This window comes from Acidaminococcales bacterium, assembly GCA_031290885.1.
GTDB lineage: Bacteria > Bacillota > Negativicutes > Acidaminococcales > JAISLQ01 > JAISLQ01.
The window spans coordinates 1-14264 of the sequence record JAISLQ010000058.1 but is presented as its reverse complement, the minus strand read 5'-3'; the positions used below and the strand labels follow the sequence as shown (position 1 = coordinate 14264).

At 53.5% G+C, this 14264-nt stretch carries 23 protein-coding genes and 1 pseudogene; 3 read left to right on the top strand and 21 right to left on the bottom strand.

The genetic code is table 11. The features are described from left to right. Positions 1 to 263 precede the first annotated feature (263 nt). Together LBO03_06975 and LBO03_06970 are read left to right on the top strand one after the other, a co-directional pair. The gene (locus LBO03_06975) at positions 264 to 590 is read left to right on the top strand and encodes a hypothetical protein (protein MDR3349330.1); all 327 of its coding nucleotides are present in this window, start codon (positions 264 to 266) and stop codon (positions 588 to 590) included. 188 nt (positions 591 to 778) lie between these two features. Continuing rightward, entirely contained in the window at positions 779 to 1702 is a 924-nt protein-coding gene (locus LBO03_06970) for an Abi family protein (GenBank protein ID MDR3349329.1), read from the top strand. A 19-nt stretch (positions 1703 to 1721) separates the two neighbouring features. Here the strand turns inward: LBO03_06970 and LBO03_06965 are convergent, their stop codons facing one another. The 9 genes and pseudogenes from LBO03_06965 to LBO03_06925 all read right to left on the bottom strand — a co-directional run bounded on the left by LBO03_06965 (position 1722) and on the right by LBO03_06925 (position 6699). Further along, positions 1722 to 2210 carry a phage tail protein gene (locus LBO03_06965; protein ID MDR3349328.1) on the bottom strand — a complete coding sequence of 163 codons (489 nt, stop codon included), beginning with the start codon at positions 2208 to 2210 and terminating at the stop codon, positions 1722 to 1724. 39 nt (positions 2211 to 2249) lie between these two features. Further along, a complete protein-coding gene (locus tag LBO03_06960; protein MDR3349327.1) occupies positions 2250 to 2570 on the bottom strand; it encodes a DUF3168 domain-containing protein in 321 nt (106 codons plus the stop codon). After that, complete coding sequence (locus LBO03_06955) at positions 2567 to 2968, bottom strand: HK97 gp10 family phage protein (protein ID MDR3349326.1); 402 nt, start codon at positions 2966 to 2968, stop codon at positions 2567 to 2569. Before LBO03_06955 ends, LBO03_06960 begins: the two co-directional genes overlap by 4 nt. 50 nt (positions 2969 to 3018) lie before the next feature. Then, positions 3019 to 3333: a head-tail adaptor protein gene (locus tag LBO03_06950; GenBank protein ID MDR3349325.1), complete on the bottom strand. Its 315-nt coding sequence runs from the start codon at positions 3331 to 3333 to the stop codon at positions 3019 to 3021. Between the two features lie 2 nt (positions 3334 to 3335). Then, positions 3336 to 3643 (bottom strand): annotated as a pseudogene (locus tag LBO03_06945) (head-tail connector protein). An 11-nt stretch (positions 3644 to 3654) separates the two neighbouring features. Next, positions 3655 to 4596, bottom strand: a complete 942-nt coding sequence (locus LBO03_06940) for a phage major capsid protein (GenBank protein ID MDR3349324.1) — start codon at positions 4594 to 4596, stop codon at positions 3655 to 3657. Further along, positions 4490 to 4855: a hypothetical protein gene (locus tag LBO03_06935; GenBank protein ID MDR3349323.1), complete on the bottom strand. Its 366-nt coding sequence runs from the start codon at positions 4853 to 4855 to the stop codon at positions 4490 to 4492. The genes LBO03_06940 and LBO03_06935 overlap by 107 nt, the downstream gene beginning before the upstream one ends. 51 nt (positions 4856 to 4906) lie before the next feature. Further along, positions 4907 to 5620: a Clp protease ClpP gene (locus tag LBO03_06930; protein MDR3349322.1), complete on the bottom strand. Its 714-nt coding sequence runs from the start codon at positions 5618 to 5620 to the stop codon at positions 4907 to 4909. Further along, positions 5617 to 6699, bottom strand: a complete 1083-nt coding sequence (locus LBO03_06925) for a phage portal protein (protein ID MDR3349321.1) — start codon at positions 6697 to 6699, stop codon at positions 5617 to 5619. Before LBO03_06925 ends, LBO03_06930 begins: the two co-directional genes overlap by 4 nt. Before the next feature lie 277 nt (positions 6700 to 6976). On the opposite strand from LBO03_06925, the gene LBO03_06920 reads away from it, so the two are divergent. Further along, entirely contained in the window at positions 6977 to 7528 is a 552-nt protein-coding gene (locus tag LBO03_06920) for a hypothetical protein (GenBank protein MDR3349320.1), read from the top strand. Between the two features lie 18 nt (positions 7529 to 7546). On the opposite strand, the gene LBO03_06915 is transcribed toward LBO03_06920, so the two are convergent. From LBO03_06915 to LBO03_06860, 12 genes are all read right to left on the bottom strand, one after another. Further along, complete coding sequence (locus tag LBO03_06915) at positions 7547 to 8104, bottom strand: terminase large subunit (protein MDR3349319.1); 558 nt, start codon at positions 8102 to 8104, stop codon at positions 7547 to 7549. Further along, positions 8047 to 8229 (bottom strand): hypothetical protein, encoded by a 183-nt coding sequence (locus LBO03_06910; protein ID MDR3349318.1) that lies wholly within the window; start codon positions 8227 to 8229, stop codon positions 8047 to 8049. Before LBO03_06910 ends, LBO03_06915 begins: the two co-directional genes overlap by 58 nt. Positions 8230 to 8346: 117 nt before the next feature. Then, positions 8347 to 9150 (bottom strand): terminase large subunit, encoded by an 804-nt coding sequence (locus LBO03_06905; GenBank protein ID MDR3349317.1) that lies wholly within the window; start codon positions 9148 to 9150, stop codon positions 8347 to 8349. A 144-nt stretch (positions 9151 to 9294) separates the two neighbouring features. Further along, the gene (locus tag LBO03_06900; protein MDR3349316.1) at positions 9295 to 9504 is read right to left on the bottom strand and encodes a hypothetical protein; all 210 of its coding nucleotides are present in this window, start codon (positions 9502 to 9504) and stop codon (positions 9295 to 9297) included. Between the two features lie 13 nt (positions 9505 to 9517). Continuing rightward, the gene (locus tag LBO03_06895; GenBank protein MDR3349315.1) at positions 9518 to 9682 is read right to left on the bottom strand and encodes a hypothetical protein; all 165 of its coding nucleotides are present in this window, start codon (positions 9680 to 9682) and stop codon (positions 9518 to 9520) included. 1 nt (position 9683) lies between these two features. Then, positions 9684 to 9905 carry a hypothetical protein gene (locus LBO03_06890; protein MDR3349314.1) on the bottom strand — a complete coding sequence of 74 codons (222 nt, stop codon included), beginning with the start codon at positions 9903 to 9905 and terminating at the stop codon, positions 9684 to 9686. A gap of 141 nt (positions 9906 to 10046) precedes the next feature. After that, on the bottom strand, positions 10047 to 10472 hold the full coding sequence (locus tag LBO03_06885; protein MDR3349313.1) for a DUF4314 domain-containing protein: 426 nt from the start codon (positions 10470 to 10472) through the stop codon (positions 10047 to 10049). Positions 10473 to 10485: 13 nt separating this feature from the next. Further along, positions 10486 to 11421, bottom strand: coding sequence for a hypothetical protein (locus LBO03_06880; GenBank protein MDR3349312.1), 936 nt, complete (start codon positions 11419 to 11421; stop codon positions 10486 to 10488). Between the two features lie 132 nt (positions 11422 to 11553). Beyond that, entirely contained in the window at positions 11554 to 12309 is a 756-nt protein-coding gene (locus LBO03_06875) for a ParB N-terminal domain-containing protein (GenBank protein MDR3349311.1), read from the bottom strand. Then, on the bottom strand, positions 12287 to 12832 hold the full coding sequence (locus LBO03_06870; GenBank protein MDR3349310.1) for an HNH endonuclease: 546 nt from the start codon (positions 12830 to 12832) through the stop codon (positions 12287 to 12289). Before LBO03_06870 ends, LBO03_06875 begins: the two co-directional genes overlap by 23 nt. 185 nt (positions 12833 to 13017) lie before the next feature. Then, a complete protein-coding gene (locus tag LBO03_06865; protein ID MDR3349309.1) occupies positions 13018 to 13467 on the bottom strand; it encodes a hypothetical protein in 450 nt (149 codons plus the stop codon). Positions 13468 to 13733: 266 nt separating this feature from the next. After that, positions 13734 to 14093: an HNH endonuclease gene (locus LBO03_06860; protein ID MDR3349308.1), complete on the bottom strand. Its 360-nt coding sequence runs from the start codon at positions 14091 to 14093 to the stop codon at positions 13734 to 13736. Positions 14094 to 14264: the final 171 nt, after the last annotated feature.

The window sequence follows — 14264 nt, the reverse complement described above, 5'->3', positions numbered from 1 at the left end:
TCGGGGCTTTGGGCTGTATCAATAGTTGGTTAGGGGCGGAGGGCTTTTTCAGCGGTTACAAGACTTAAACCGTAGCGGTTTCCGAGTGTCTTTTAACGATTGCCCCGTCAGGGGTGTTCAAATTTAACGATTTGCCTTGCCCGTGCCTATGTTTTCAAACATTTGAAATTGGCTGTTTTAGGGGCGATTGAAAGCACGAAAAAGCCCGTTTGACCCACCCCAACGAATCTGCGGATTCGTTGGGGACCCTGGGGCGGCGAGCCGTGAGTTTTCGTTTTCAGTTAGGCGGCGACCTCCGCGCCGTTGCGGAAGGTAAATGTCATGGTTCCGTCCATAGCGACCGTAACCTTGTCCACTACCGCAAGCCACAAGGCTTCATCCCACTTGGTAAGGACGAGCAGCCTTTTCTCAATGTCTGCGATGAAACGGTCGAGAGTTTTAGTTTTGGCGAGACGCTCGCACTTGGCGGTTTCCAGTTCGTCAACCCACTTTGTGGCTTTGCGGTGGCGTTCGAGATAGCCGTTGTTGCGCTCGTTGAAATCCGCCTGGTTTTGGGTGGTTCTGGCGTTCTCGTAGATTGCCTTACGTGATAATTCAGCGATGGACTTCTACCTCACGCCTCAACTCGGCGAGTTCAGCGTCAATAGCCGTGGCGTCGCAAAGCGCGGACTGTGCCATGCGCAATGCAATAATATAAACAACAGGACTCCCCGCACCTCTCCACAGTAATGTGTGATGTGTCCCAGGGGAGACATTTTTTTGCTGGGAGATTTTCGGATTGTTGAAACAGCCTGCGTCCTATAAGCAGCAGATGGAAAAGTTGCGCGTCAGGGGTTGCACTATTTCAGATGAGAAATTCTGTGAACAAGTTTTGTCGCAACTTAACTATTACAGACTCTCCGCATATTTTCTGCCTTTCAAGCAGGCTGACGGCGCTTATAGGCCGGGAACCAATTTCTATACAGTGTTCAAAATGTACGAATTTGACATGAAACTGCGCCGCGTTCTTTTTTCTGCCATTGAAGAAATTGAAGTCTACGTGAAGGCGCAAATCGCTTATTACCACGCGCACAAATATGGCGCAGCCGGCTATTTAGATGCCAATAACTACAACAGTTCGCACTCGCATGACAAATTTATTGCGCATATAGATAAAGAAAAACAAAACAACAGCACGACACTTTTTGTGCGGCACCATAATCAAAAATACGCCGGACTTTTCCCCATCTGGGTAATAATGGAAATATTCACTTTCGGCATGCTGTCTAAATTTTATGCCGACTTGCTTGTTCCCGACCAAAAGTATCTCGCCAAAAGCCTTTTTAACTCAATGCCGGGGAATGTTAAGAGTTGGCTGCGCTGCTATACTGACTTGCGCAACATTTGCGCCCATTATGGCAGGTTATATTACCGTATTTTTAGTGCGATCCCCGCCGGTTTTGCTAACGCAAGCGCGGACAGCAAGCGGCGACTGTTTGGAGCTATATTGGCTGCAAAGGAGCTTTACCCTGACAAACGCAAGTGGGATGCTGAGGTTCTATCTGAAATAACCGCTCTGACTGAACAATATGCGCAAGTGGTGCAATTAAAGCATATCGGTTTTCCTCCCGACTGGAAAAAGACATTGCGCAAAGGGTCTGAGCCTAAAGGCATTCAACGCATCTTTCGTGTTAGAAACAGATGGTCTAAAAAGCGGCGTTGAATGTATAAGAACATAATTCCTAATCCTCATCATCTTCGGCCAGCGGGTCAGGCTCGTTGTCCACGAATTCCGGCTTGCCCACGCCCTTCAAGGAGCCGGAAATAGTGCCGACATCATCGTGCGGCGAGCCGAGCGTCTGCTCAAGGCAGCTCATCCAGCCTTTGACCGCTTTGCCGCTCGCGTGGCGTTGTAAAATGTATACTTTTTTGTCATTGAGGAGTGCCTGCATCAGGGTGTCCGCGCCCTCGTCATTTAAGATGGCAATCTGGTCAAGGTCTATCGTCCACTCTTTTGTGCCAGGCAAAAATGAGCCCCATCCGTCCGAGGTTTTGTCCGAGGCATCTATTTCGTTTGCTTTTACGCTTCTGTCGCCGCCCCTTTGCCCGCCGATAAGTTTGTAGGTGGAGGCTTCCAGCGTCGCCGCGCCTGTTTTTATAAAAATTAAATAGTCTTTGCCTACCGTCGCTTCGGATGTATTGGGGAAATCCGGCAGAATTATCTGTGGCAATTATTTCTCACTCCTTTGCGTATTTTTGGTTTAAAATGCTTAGCGTACCCAGGGCGCGGGGATTTGTTTCCCGCCGTTGCCGATGTCTTCCGGCATGGCCGCTTCCAGTATGGTGGTAATGGCGTTAAGATAGTCGTTTACTTCCTTTTTTGCCCGCTGGGTGCTGTACACATGAAGATTAAGGGTAACGTCCTGAATAAACCTGTCTTTGCTGCTTTCCGGCCTGCCTGTGTACTCCCCGATGTTTATATACGTCCCCTCCGGCAATTGGGCGGGGTTGTCCACAACCGGCGCGCCGTAGGATTTCAGCAGGGTATATATAGCCGTCTGCAGTTCTAAGAGCGGCGTGCGTCTGATCACGGTTTTTTCATTGCCTCCCGTATTTCTTTTTCTATGCTCGGTACTTCCTCCTGGAAAGAGGGAAACAAAAAAGGCCGCGCCGGGAGAGCCGGAACGCTGGCCTCTTTGCTTGTTAAGGTTGTTTCGCCCTGGCCTTTTACGGTCATGGCTTTTTTGTTTTTGGGCTTCACCTTGTGCCCCTTTGCGCCGAACTCCACAATGTGGGCGTAGGATGCGTTAAACTGCGCCCGCCCGCTCATGTTCTTTTTGTCAAAGCGCGAGCGGCCGGATTTTTTTAGTTTTCCCGATCTTACCGGGACGCGGTTCTTGGCCAGGCGGCTTATGTTCTTTATGCCTTTGTTTATGGCTTCCTCGGCTACCAGCTGTACCTTGTAGTCATACTTGCCGATGCTGTCCAAGGCTTACTTTATCCCTTTTACTTTTGTGCGGACAAAATCCCCGCGCGCGCTCATGCGTTCCTCGCTTCCCGGCAAGATATTTTCAGGTAAAAGGGCGGGTCGCCGCCAATATTACCTATGTATTCCACTTCCAGCACATGGGTTTCATACACAAGCCGCCAGTCCGCCCGCATTTCTTGTTTTCTCGCGACGGCCTCATACTTGGCTATCTTCACTTCCTTGCCCCGGACGCTTGCGCTTGTTGGCTCCAATTCCTTCACGTTCGCCAGCAGGGTTCCATCCTCAATGTATTCCACATCCTGGCCGCCCGAGCCGTTGTCCGTGTACACGGGTTTCAAGATGGAAAGCCTTTTATCTAAGCGCATGGCTACACCCGCCAGTCCCGGTCAAGTCGCAAAAGAGAGTTGGCGGCGTTCCATGTTTCGCGGGCGGCGTGGGTGTTGCCGGCGAAAAAGCCCCCGGTCGAGCCGTCCCTGCTCTCGTAAAAGTGGGCGGCCAGCATGAGGACGGCCTGCCTGGTGCCGGGAGACAGGGAGCTGCGTACATAATGGCCGCGCGGTGCTGATACTTTTCGGCGTAGTCGAGGGCGGCGCGCAGGTAACTTTTTATGAGGGCATCGTCCTCACCGGAAGTGACGCCAAGGTGCGCCTTGGCTTCGTTTAAGAGGCTGGCCATTTTCCCTTGCATCAGGAAGCCTTCTGCTGGAGTATCTTCACCGCTTCCGGGAGAATCAGCCGCCCGTCCACCCGCTGGGAGGCCATGAAGCCCACCTGCCCGGCGGAGGCGAACAGTTCGTTCAGCCTCTTAAATACTCTGCCCTGGCGGTCGGCCACCCAATAGTAGGAGAAGTCGCCGAAGACAATGGTCTTGGCACCTGCGGCCATTGCCGGCATGTAGGCCGAAGTGTGCATGGGACGGTTAATAATGGTGTCAGGCGTGGCTTCCTTGATGGACGGCTGCCAGAGATATTGGCCTGTGGAATCCTTCAGCTTGCGGATGGCTTTTACGGTGGCGTTGTTCAAAACAAAGACGGAATTTTTTCTGTAGGGGGATTTCAGGCTGTAGAACAAATCCAGTATTTCGTCTAAAGTTATGGCCGTCGCCCCGGCAGTGGTGACGACAGCCTGGCCGCCACCGGTCGCGGCGAGAATCCCGAGCGGCTTGCCTGTGCCGTTGCCTGTAAAGAAGGCCTCCTCTTCTTTCGCGCCAATCCTTCTGGCAAACTCTTTGGCGATGTAGCTTTCAAGATTGAAAACAGAGTCATTCAGGAGTTCCTCGGAAACTTTAATCATGGTGGCCAGCTTGTACGCCCCGATGGACACCTGCCCGAAAGAATCGTCGCTCTCCGGGATTGCGCCTTCCTCGTCCACCCAGGAGGCTGTGCCTTTGCCCGCCACCACCGGTATCTTCCTATCGCCGGAGGAAGTTGTAATAACATTGGCTAATTTCCTGAAAATGTTTTCCTCTTCCAAGGCTTCAACAAGGGTGCGCTCAAACTCGTCCGGGGCGAGGTAGCCCCCCTCAGTGTCGGTTCCGAGCTGCGGCGTTCTGCACGTCCGGCACCAGTTTCCCGCGCAGGGCGTTCCAGAAGGCGCGTTTGTAGGCGGCGGCGGCGGATCTGCCGGGATTTTCCTCTTCGCCGCCCGGAGAGGGTTTGTTTGTTATTCTTTCGCTCGCGGGCTTTTCCAGTTCCCGGTCAAGGGCCGCCTGGCGCTCCAGACGATCAACTTCTTTGCCTAAAGCCACCACGTCCGCTTCCATGCGGTCATAGATAGCGGCGTCCTCGGCGGGCATGAGCCCATTTTCTCCGCGTTTGCTCTCTAAAAATCCCTTGGCCGCGTCCCATGCTTTGGCGCGTTTTTCCCTCAGTTCTAATATTTGGTTCATGCGGTTTTCCTCCAGTCCATAATGCATATATTTTTTTTTGCGGCAACACATTCAGCGGCGGAGCAGGTTAAGCCGCTGATAAAGCGAGGCAGCCTTCACCCGTCCGCCCGGCTTTTCCTCTGTACCGCCCGTTCTTTCCATAAAGTTTCCGGCGGGCGGGCTGTCCGCCGCCTGGTGGGAGAAGACGAAGCCCGCCGAAAAGTTCTGCGGCGTTCTGTCCCCCGTGAACATCACCTCGTCCGCGAAGCCAAGCTCCGCCGCCTTGTAGTCGCTCATCCAGGTTTCGGCGGCCATCATCCTCGCTATCTTGGCGCGGGGCAGGCCGGTCTTTAGCTCGTAGGCGTTGGCCACGCTCTCGTCCACCTCGTCGAGCAGCGCCTTGGCTCTTAGCATTTCCTCCGAATCGCCCGCCGCTATCATGGAGGAGCGGTGAACCATCGGGACGGACACGGGCGACATCAGCACCCGGCTGCCGGCCATGGCTATGACCGAGGCGGCGGAGGCTGCCAGGCCGTCTATCTTGACCGTGACCTTGCATTTGTAGTCCATGAGCATGTTGTAGATCTGCGCGGCGGCGAACGCCTCCCCGCCCGGCGAATGTATCCAGACATCGATGTCCCCCTCGCCGGCAAGCAGTTCCTCCCTGAACAGCCTGGGCGTCACCTCGTCGCCCAGCCAGCCTTCTTCGGCGATGACGCCGTAAAGTCGCAGAATCCTGTTCTCGCCCGCTGTTTCGTTTTTAACCCAGTCCCAGAATCTTTTCACTGCCTGTTCTCATCCCTGCCGCCGAACAGCCCGGCGTCTTTAAGTTTTGTCATGTTGCCGTTGATGAGGTACAAATCCCCACCTTCCTCTTCCGGTATGAGGTTCAAGTCCTCCAGTTCCCGGATGTCGTTGGCGGAAAGCCAGCCGTTCTGCCTGCCGATGGCGTAGCCTTGCACCCGGCTTTGGTAGTCCCCGCGCAAGAGGCCGTCAAGGTTGAACTTGATGAAATATTCCGCTTTCTCCCAGGGCAGCAGCAGCGCCTGGTTGAGCGACTGCTCCCAGCGGCACACCCAGGGGCCGAGTGTGTATTTGACAAACTCCAGCGACTGCTGTTCAATGTTCGAGAAGCTGGACTTCTCCAAGTCACCGACCATGTGGGGCGGCACCCTGAACACCCGGGCGATCTCGTTTATCTGGAACTTTCTCGTTTCCAGAAACTGCGCCTGCTCGGGCGGTATGCCTATGGGCGAAAACTTCATCCCCTCTTCTAAAACTGCCACCCGGTGGGCGTTGCCGCTCCCCCTGTACAGGCTGTTCCAGGAGTCTTTCACCTTCTGCGGGTCTTTCAGCACTCCCGGATGCTCTAATACCCCGCCGGGGCTGGCGCCGTTGGCGAAAAACGCCGCGCCGTATTCCTCGGTGGCTATGGCCATGCCAACGGCGCTCTTGGCCAAGGCGATGGGGGAGTAGCCGACGAGCCCGTCAAAGCCGAGGCCGGGGATGTGCAGCACGTTTTCCCCGGATAGTATTACTGTGCCGCTTGTTGGATCAAGTCGGCTCTCCTCGTAACTGCGGCGATAGGAATAGAAGATTTCCCCGCCCGCCGCTCTTTTGACTTCCATCCGGTCAGGCAGGAGGGGGGAGAGGCCAAGAACCCTGTTTTTCCCGTCGCGGACAATCTGGGCGTAGGCGTTGCCCCAGAGGAGCAGGTGTGTCATGAGGGTTTCCCGAAAGACGAAGGAAGTCATCTCAGGGCTGGGGGCGCCGTGGAGTATTTGGAACAGCGGATGCTCCGGGGCGCGCCGCTTCCGCCGCCGTCTTTGTACTTGTAGACGTGAAGGGGCAGCCCGGCGATGGATTCGGAGAGTATTCTCACGCAGGTGTACACGGCGGCCGTCTGCATGGCCGTCTTCTCGTTCACTGCCTTGCCGGAAGATGTTGGACCAAAGAGGAAAGTGAAATATCCGCCAAGTAAGTTGTGCGGTTTGTCCCGTAATTTAAAGAAATATGATAAAATGTTCAAATTGCGTCCCCCGGAAAATTGTTGTGAAGATTACGTTGGAAATATAATATAAGTATAGGATAATACTGAAGTTGCTGTTGTTATCAAAGTAAGTAAAACAAGGAGTGTTTGCTATGAGTACGCATTATGAATATGCTTTTAAAAAATTGGAACTTCAGCACCAACACGAACGATACTTAAAAAGAATAGATTTGCAGAATAAAAGAATGCAGCTTTTATCACAAGATTTGCGCAATAAAGAAAAAATGCTTTTCACCGCCGCCATGACATATGGCAAAAATACACTAAAGTACCTATTTTTCATGAACGGCTGTGCCATCATTGCCTTGCTTTCTATACTTACGCATAATTGGCCGACTGCGGGCAATGATATCCCTCATGCATTAAAAGTATTGCTTTATGCCGTAAGATGGTTCTCTTTCGGACTTATCAGTACAGTAGCGTCTTTAGGATTTACATATATTTTCCAATCTCTCGAAGCGGCCAACTTTGATAAAGAAACAAAAAAAATATGGGAAAGCTTTTATAAAGAAGAAAAATATATAAATGGAAAAACGCCTAAACATATGCAGATACTGTACTTTCTTCCTGCGTTATGCGCAGTTGTGGCACTTGTATTTTTTATCTTGGGAACGAATTGCGCACTAAGAAACTTACTATTCTAACCTGAATTCTTAATGTTTTCATAGTATTAGCAGCCCCCTCCCGTCGTACACGCTCTCTACGGCCCGGCCGCCGAGCGTGGCTCTTGCAAGCCCCATCACGAACGCCACAACGCCGTCAATCTTCTCGGTGGATTTTTTCTTGTTGGGCTTTATGTTGCCCGCCGCGTCCTGGTCAACAATGACGTTTGCCATGTTCCAGTCAAGTACGGGATGTTTCCCGTGCCGTATCTTGCCCTCCATTACAAACTGGAAGAAGTCCTTGCTTGGCGGCGACATTGAAATAAAGCCCTGCCCGAACGGGAACACGACGAAGCCGTGTTCCGCGCCCAGTTCCTCTAAATCCCTGCGAATTTTCTCCGCGCCGTAGCGGTCGTAGGCGATTTCCCTTATCCTGAACCGCTCCGACAGTTTGGCGATGAACGCGACTATGTAGTCGTAGTCCACGACATTGCCCTCGGTCGTGTTGAACACGCCCATCTTCTTCCACACGGCGTAGGGTACGTGGTCGCGCCGGGTTCTCAGGTCTTGGCCTCCTCCGATAGCCAGAAGAAGGGCAGGACAGTGTACTTTGGGCAATCGCCGCTTGGCGGGAACACCAATGCCAGCGCCGTGAAGTCGCCCGTGCTGGAAAGGTCGAGGCCGCAGTAGCAGTCGCGCCCCTCATAGTTTGTAAAGTCAATTTCCTCCCCCAGGCGTCCCATTTGTCCATAGGCAGCCAGCGGATGTCGGCGTTGCACCACTCGTTCAAGCGGAACTGCCGAAAATGCATCTCCTCGGCGGGGTTCTGTTTGGCTTGCTCATAAGCCGCCTGTACCGTGTCAAAGGGTATGGTCACGCCAAGACGGATTCACCCGCCGCCATACCCGCTCGTCCTGCCAGTCGTCGCCGTCCTTGATGCCGAACACTGCGGGATAGAACGCCGGGTCAATTTTTGAGCCGTCAATCACGGCCTGAGCCTTGCAATGAATTTCGTAGCAGATACTTGTTTTGTCCCTGCCCGCCGTGGTAATGAGAAAGTACAGCGGCTGGCGCCTCGCGTCGCCCGTATATTTGGTCATGGTATCGAAAAGTTCTCTGGTTTGCTGCGCGAACAGCTCATCGAAAATAAGCCCCGACACGTTGAACCCCTGCTTTGATTTGGTTTCGCTTGACAGCACTCTGTAAAAGGAGTTTGTGTGCGGGAAGATTATCCGCTTGGTGGACGGCACAAGTTTGGAAATCTTGTTCAGGTCTGAGCATTGTTCCACCATTGCTTTGGCCGTATTGAACACGATACTCGCCTGGTTGATGTCGGCGGCGCAGGAATAGACTTCGGCGCCCGCCTCACCGTCGGCAAAGAGAAGATAGAGGGCGATTGCCGCCGCCAGTTCGCTCTTGCCATTTTTCTTGCCGACTTCAACATATGCGGTGCGAAACTGCCGGTAGCCGTCCGCGTCCACGATGCCGAAGATGTCGCGGACTATCCGCTCCTGCCACGGCATGAGCCGAAACGGTTTCCCGCACCACTCGCCGGTGGTATGCTTCAGCATGGATATGAAGTTCACCGCGAAGTCGGCTCGCCGCTTGTCGTAACGCGATGTGGGAAGTATTAAAGCTGTCGGTAGATATTTGTAGCCGCCCACCGGCGAGCCTCCCTTCTGTGAAATGGGCAAATAAAAAGACCGCGGCCGCAGTCTCATGAAATCTATGGCAACGAGGAACAGCCCCCGGAAGGGAGCGCCCTCAGATTGTTTTCCTGATTAGTTGTACTTGCTGAGAATAATGTTTTAAACCGCCCTGACTTCGTCGTTGGCGCAGTCGGTGTCAAGCCCCCGGTCATAGTTGTAAAGGTCGCGGCTTTCACCCAGTCTGCGGATGGTCAGCTTTGAAATGCGCCCGCCGTCGATGCCGAACTTCGATCCTTCCTCAAAATGCTTGACCCAGTATTTGTATTTTCCGTTCGTTTCCGGGCAGGTAATAACCCCTTCGTTCCACATTGTTTTGTCCTCCTTAAGGTTTCTCGGTCAACTTGCCGTCGACCAGAAGGTAGCGGTGTTCGCGTCCGTAAGCGTCCGTGGCGATAATCCTAAGTTCGCCGTTTTCAAAGGCGTTGTAAGCCTTTTTGAAGGTGAAGCCCTCGCCGAGCTGCTCCTTGACCAGTTTGCGGCAGTCCATCTCAAGCCCTCCCTTCGAGGGCGATAAGCCCGTTCTTGTGGCGGTAGGCTTCGGCGGATGCTTCGTCGACCGCCTCGCACTTGGCGGCGTCGGCAAGCCAGCGTGTGCCGTCGTTCCAGAGCGGGCGGAGTACCGGGTCGCCTGTGATTTGGTGGAAGCCGACGACCTTGGCGAGGACGCCGAGGTTGCGTACCGTTTGGTTCAGGTGAAGTTGGTTTGTCATGGTGGTGACCTCCTTGGGAAAAGTGTTGTGTGCCTTGCGGCATACACATATATCACTCTAAACCGCTATAATAGCAAGTCTTTTAAGCGATATAAAGCGTACAATCTTTCGGGGCTGTGAAGCCGCCGTGTTTGTTGTACTTTACGGCCATTCCTTGAGGTCGCCGTCGCTCAACTCACCCGTCAAAATAAGCGTCCCGTAGGCTTTGGTGTCCATGAAGATGAAGTCGGCGAGTTCGTCGAAGCCCAGCTCCAAGGCAATCTCGAAAGCCGCCTTGCTGTCGAACATATTCGTGCGGCCCGTTTTCGCCACCATGTGGCATTGCCACTTCACGAGTTCCGCTTTGGAAAGAAGCCTTATCTCGTCCTCGCCGTAGACCGCGCCGAGGGTGGAGCCGTTGTCCCAGTTCACGAAGACCGTAGCGGCATCGTCCACATGGAATACTGTGCCTCTGTCACCGGGCTTAAGTGTGGCGTAGGGGTCGTTCATCGACACTAACTCAATCCTTGTTTCTTGCGGGTACTGTTTGCGTACCCGCTCGACCGTTTCTTTGTTTGGAAAGTTCATTATCAGTTCCCCCTCAGTCGCAAAGCAACTCATAAACATATTTGCCGTTATCGTCCTCAACGTGCGCGCCGGCGTACTTTATGCTTTCGCATTCGGCGGCGAATTCATCGCACTTGGCTTTCGCCTTGGCAAGCGATGTGAAGTCGAAAGTCTCGCATTCCATAGACTCGCCTTCCTCGCCGTTTGGATAGGTGTAGAGGCGCGCCGTATAGGTCGGGCGGCTGCCGCCCTTGAAGCTGCCGTTGCCGCCGAGATTGGCAAGGAGCAGCTTACGGGCGTTCTTGTACTCGCCGCCGATGAGACCCAATGCGAGCAGCCAGCACCGCATGGCGTATTTCAGGTTTTCCACGTCGCGCTCCTTGGCGGTGACGCGCTTTTTCTCCTTCGCCGTCCGACAAAGGGCAAAGACGAACTGCACGTAGTAGGCGGCCTCGCTTGGGTCGTTCAGCGTGAACCACGGAAACCGGAGCGCCTCGGCGGTCATTTTGATGGAAATGTCCTCCGCGCCGAGAGCCGCCTTTATGAGGGCTTCCTTCGCCGTGACCATCTTGGTCAGGTTGTCGATGGCTTCAGGCGAGAAGCCTTCGAGCGGAAACTCCACCGTCAGGCGGTCTGACTCTGTGGCTTCGGGAACGTCGCTCGCTTGCCTTCCGTCCTCGCCGGCGGGATCGGAGCGGTGGACGTCAAGCCCGAACGCTGGGGTTTCCTTTTCGCAAAGGGGCAGGTTGTCGTACTCGACCTCGCCCGTGAATCCTTGGGCGGCAAGTTTGCCGACCAGTTCCTCGCCATCCATTCCGACGACCGTGCCAACCTTGTCGATGTGGTAGCCGCCGACTTCGTAGGCGAAGGTAGGCGCTCCGAGATACTTGGTCGTGGCGTTAAGTTCCTGACGGACAGCGCCCACCAGCGATTTGCGTTCCTGACCCGTTACGTTATAGCTTAGTTTCATTGTGAATTCCTCCGTTTTGCCTGATTCCGCAGGGCTGTGCGCCCTTTCGGTGGTTATATATATCACTCTTTTCGGCTGTAATAACAAGCGTGTTTTGAGAAATATAAATATAAAAATCAGGCAAAACAAGGTTCATTGCTCCGCGTTGCGGACAATGCCGCCAAGAACAAAGCATACGCAGGGAAGCGCCACGCCGTTGCCCCACATCTTGTATTCGGCGCTGTCACTGTGAGGGTTTCGCAGCCATTTGACAATTTGGCGCCGGCTTTTGGGTTTACTGCTTTTTCCCGCGGCAAGCCTATAGGTTTCAAAGACTTCCATCCAGAAGGATATTTCTTCTTCGTCAGGCGCCGGCGTTTCTAAATATGCGCACCAGTCGGGCGGGAAACCCTGGAGCAGGGCGCACTCGGTCGGCGTGAGCCTTCTGACGGCGTACTGCGGAGTGATTGCCGCCTGCATGTCTTTGTAGTCCCTGCCCATGAGGGTGGCGGCCTTCTCCTTGCTGGCCACGTCGAAGCCGGTCAGTTCGAGGTCAAAGCCGAGGTCTTTGAGTTCCCCGAATTCCAGAGCCAAGAGTTCCTCGTCCCATCCGGCGTTTAGCGCCAGACGGTTATCGGCGATGATGAACGCTTTTCTTTGCGCATCGGTAAGCCCCTCGACAACGACGCAGTTGATTTCGGTTAGCCCTTCGGCGCGAGCAGCCTCAAGCCGTCCGTGTCCTGCTATCAAGTTGTATTTCTCATCAACCAAGCAAGGAGAGAGGACACCGAACTCCCGAAAACTTGCTCTAATCTGCATAATCTGTTCTTTTGAGTGCTTTCGTGCGTTTCTTGCATATGCAACTATGTCGTCAAGTGGAACCATTTCATAGCGCTTGGCTATTATCATTTCGCGGGTCTCCTTGTATTTGCGCGTTAGTGCGCGCAAATTGTCCGTGATGCAAAGAAGCGGCTCGGTCGTATGCCGCAGCCGCTTCTTCTGGTGAATCGTAAACGCCAAGATATATCGTTTTGCCGCCTCCCGCTCGAATATCCGCCCGATACTTTCTTAGCTTTCGATGCAAGCTGACACCCTTATATCCCGTCTTGTTGTTTGCGTTTAGCTTTCGATTCTTGATGTTTTCGCTCGGTTGGCATATTCGAAGGTTTCTGCGACGGTTGTCGAGCGTATCCCCTGATATGTGATCCACAAATACAGATCCGCTCTTCTCGTAGACACCGAGCAGAAAACGAGATATCAACAACTGGTGATTGTTGACTTTCGATTTCACATATCCGTTCCTATCAATCCACCACTGATATTGAGCAACCAATAAGATATCGGAAGTATCGACCATGAATGATCGTCCATCGGCGCATCCGACAAGTGTTGTTCCGTCATTGGAGCTTTCGTATGTGTTTGTTATGCGCACACGGCATCTCCCACCACAGCCCTGCGATGCTCCGCTTAATAAGCTGGTAGAGGATACCGTGCGACGAGTTCCGCATTCACACCTGCACAACCATTTAATTGCCCCAGATGCTCTGCGCTCCGTGGTGGGAGCGATTACAGCCCATCGCCCAAATTTCTGCCCAGATAAATTTTTTGATGTCATAATCAGAACCCCCTGTTTTTGAGCAGTTCCAGAAACTCGTTTTTCTCTTCACTCTGCGTGTTGCCATGCCTGTTGATGATTTGCGTTATGAGGTTGAAATCTCCCTGCATCGCTTTGTAATAGCCTTGGCCCGCCGTGACGTAGGGCGAGAGCTTCAGTTCCTTGGTCATGCGCCCTATTTTTCTGTTCATACACTCGCAGGCAAGAAAACCCTGCCTGTTCAGGACGTAGTCGGTTATGGTCTGCGGCGCGACGTGCCCTTCGCAACCCCGCGCCGCGATATATTCCTCAATCTCGGCGCGCAGGGCGCCCGCCGAGGGGACTTCCTTTTCGCACTCCTTCATGGCCATGGAGAAATACTCCGCCATGACGTTTTGCGGCGCCGTCCTTTGGACGGGCGGCTTCGGCTTCGCCGCGCAGGTTGCCGGCCTGCCTTCAAGTTTCTTGTCCATTGGTTTTTTCCTGGGGCGGCCTGCCCCCGGACGATACCCTCCGCTGGGCATAAGCGTCGCCCCATTCCGATTTTGATTTTTGTGATGCCCCTTGATTCCTTGATTTTAGAAAAACCTGCGTAGCGTCGGCCTCTTTTGATTTTTGATTTATTTTTTGATTTTTGATTTCCAAAAAATTTTCACGAAAGGACGCGCCCATAGCGGGCTTTCAAAGCCGCAGAGATTGGTTGCGCCCTACCCATGCAGAGCTTTGATACGACGCTCTTTCATTTTTCGCGCCATCTCCCGCCCTCTTTGGCGGTAATCCTGGAGTGGCAGACAGTACACAGGCTCATGAGATTACCATCCTCATGGGCGCCGCCTTGTGACAAGGGCAGGATATGGTGCACTTCCTGCGCTGGCGTGAGCCGGCCTTCTTTCCCGCACTCTTCACAAAGCGGATGCAAAGCGGCGTACCTGTCGCGGATGGCTTTCCACTCTTTGCCGTAACGTTTTTTCGTGCCGGGGTCGCGCTGGTACTTTTCGTAGTGCCTGTTTTCCTCTTGCTGATGCGCAGGGCAGAAGCGGCTGTCAGTCAAATTTGGACAGCCGGGATGTGAACAGGGGCGCTTTGGCTTTCTTGGCATAGCCGCCTCCGGGGTAAGAAAAGGCCCCCGTGATTATTCTCACGGAGGCAGTTTAGAGACTGTTGATACTAATTTAGCCATATGGCTACAAACGCAAATTGAATGAACGCCAAGAACATGACGTCGGTCTTGTCATAGCGCGTGCAGACTCTGCGAAACTCCTTGATCCTG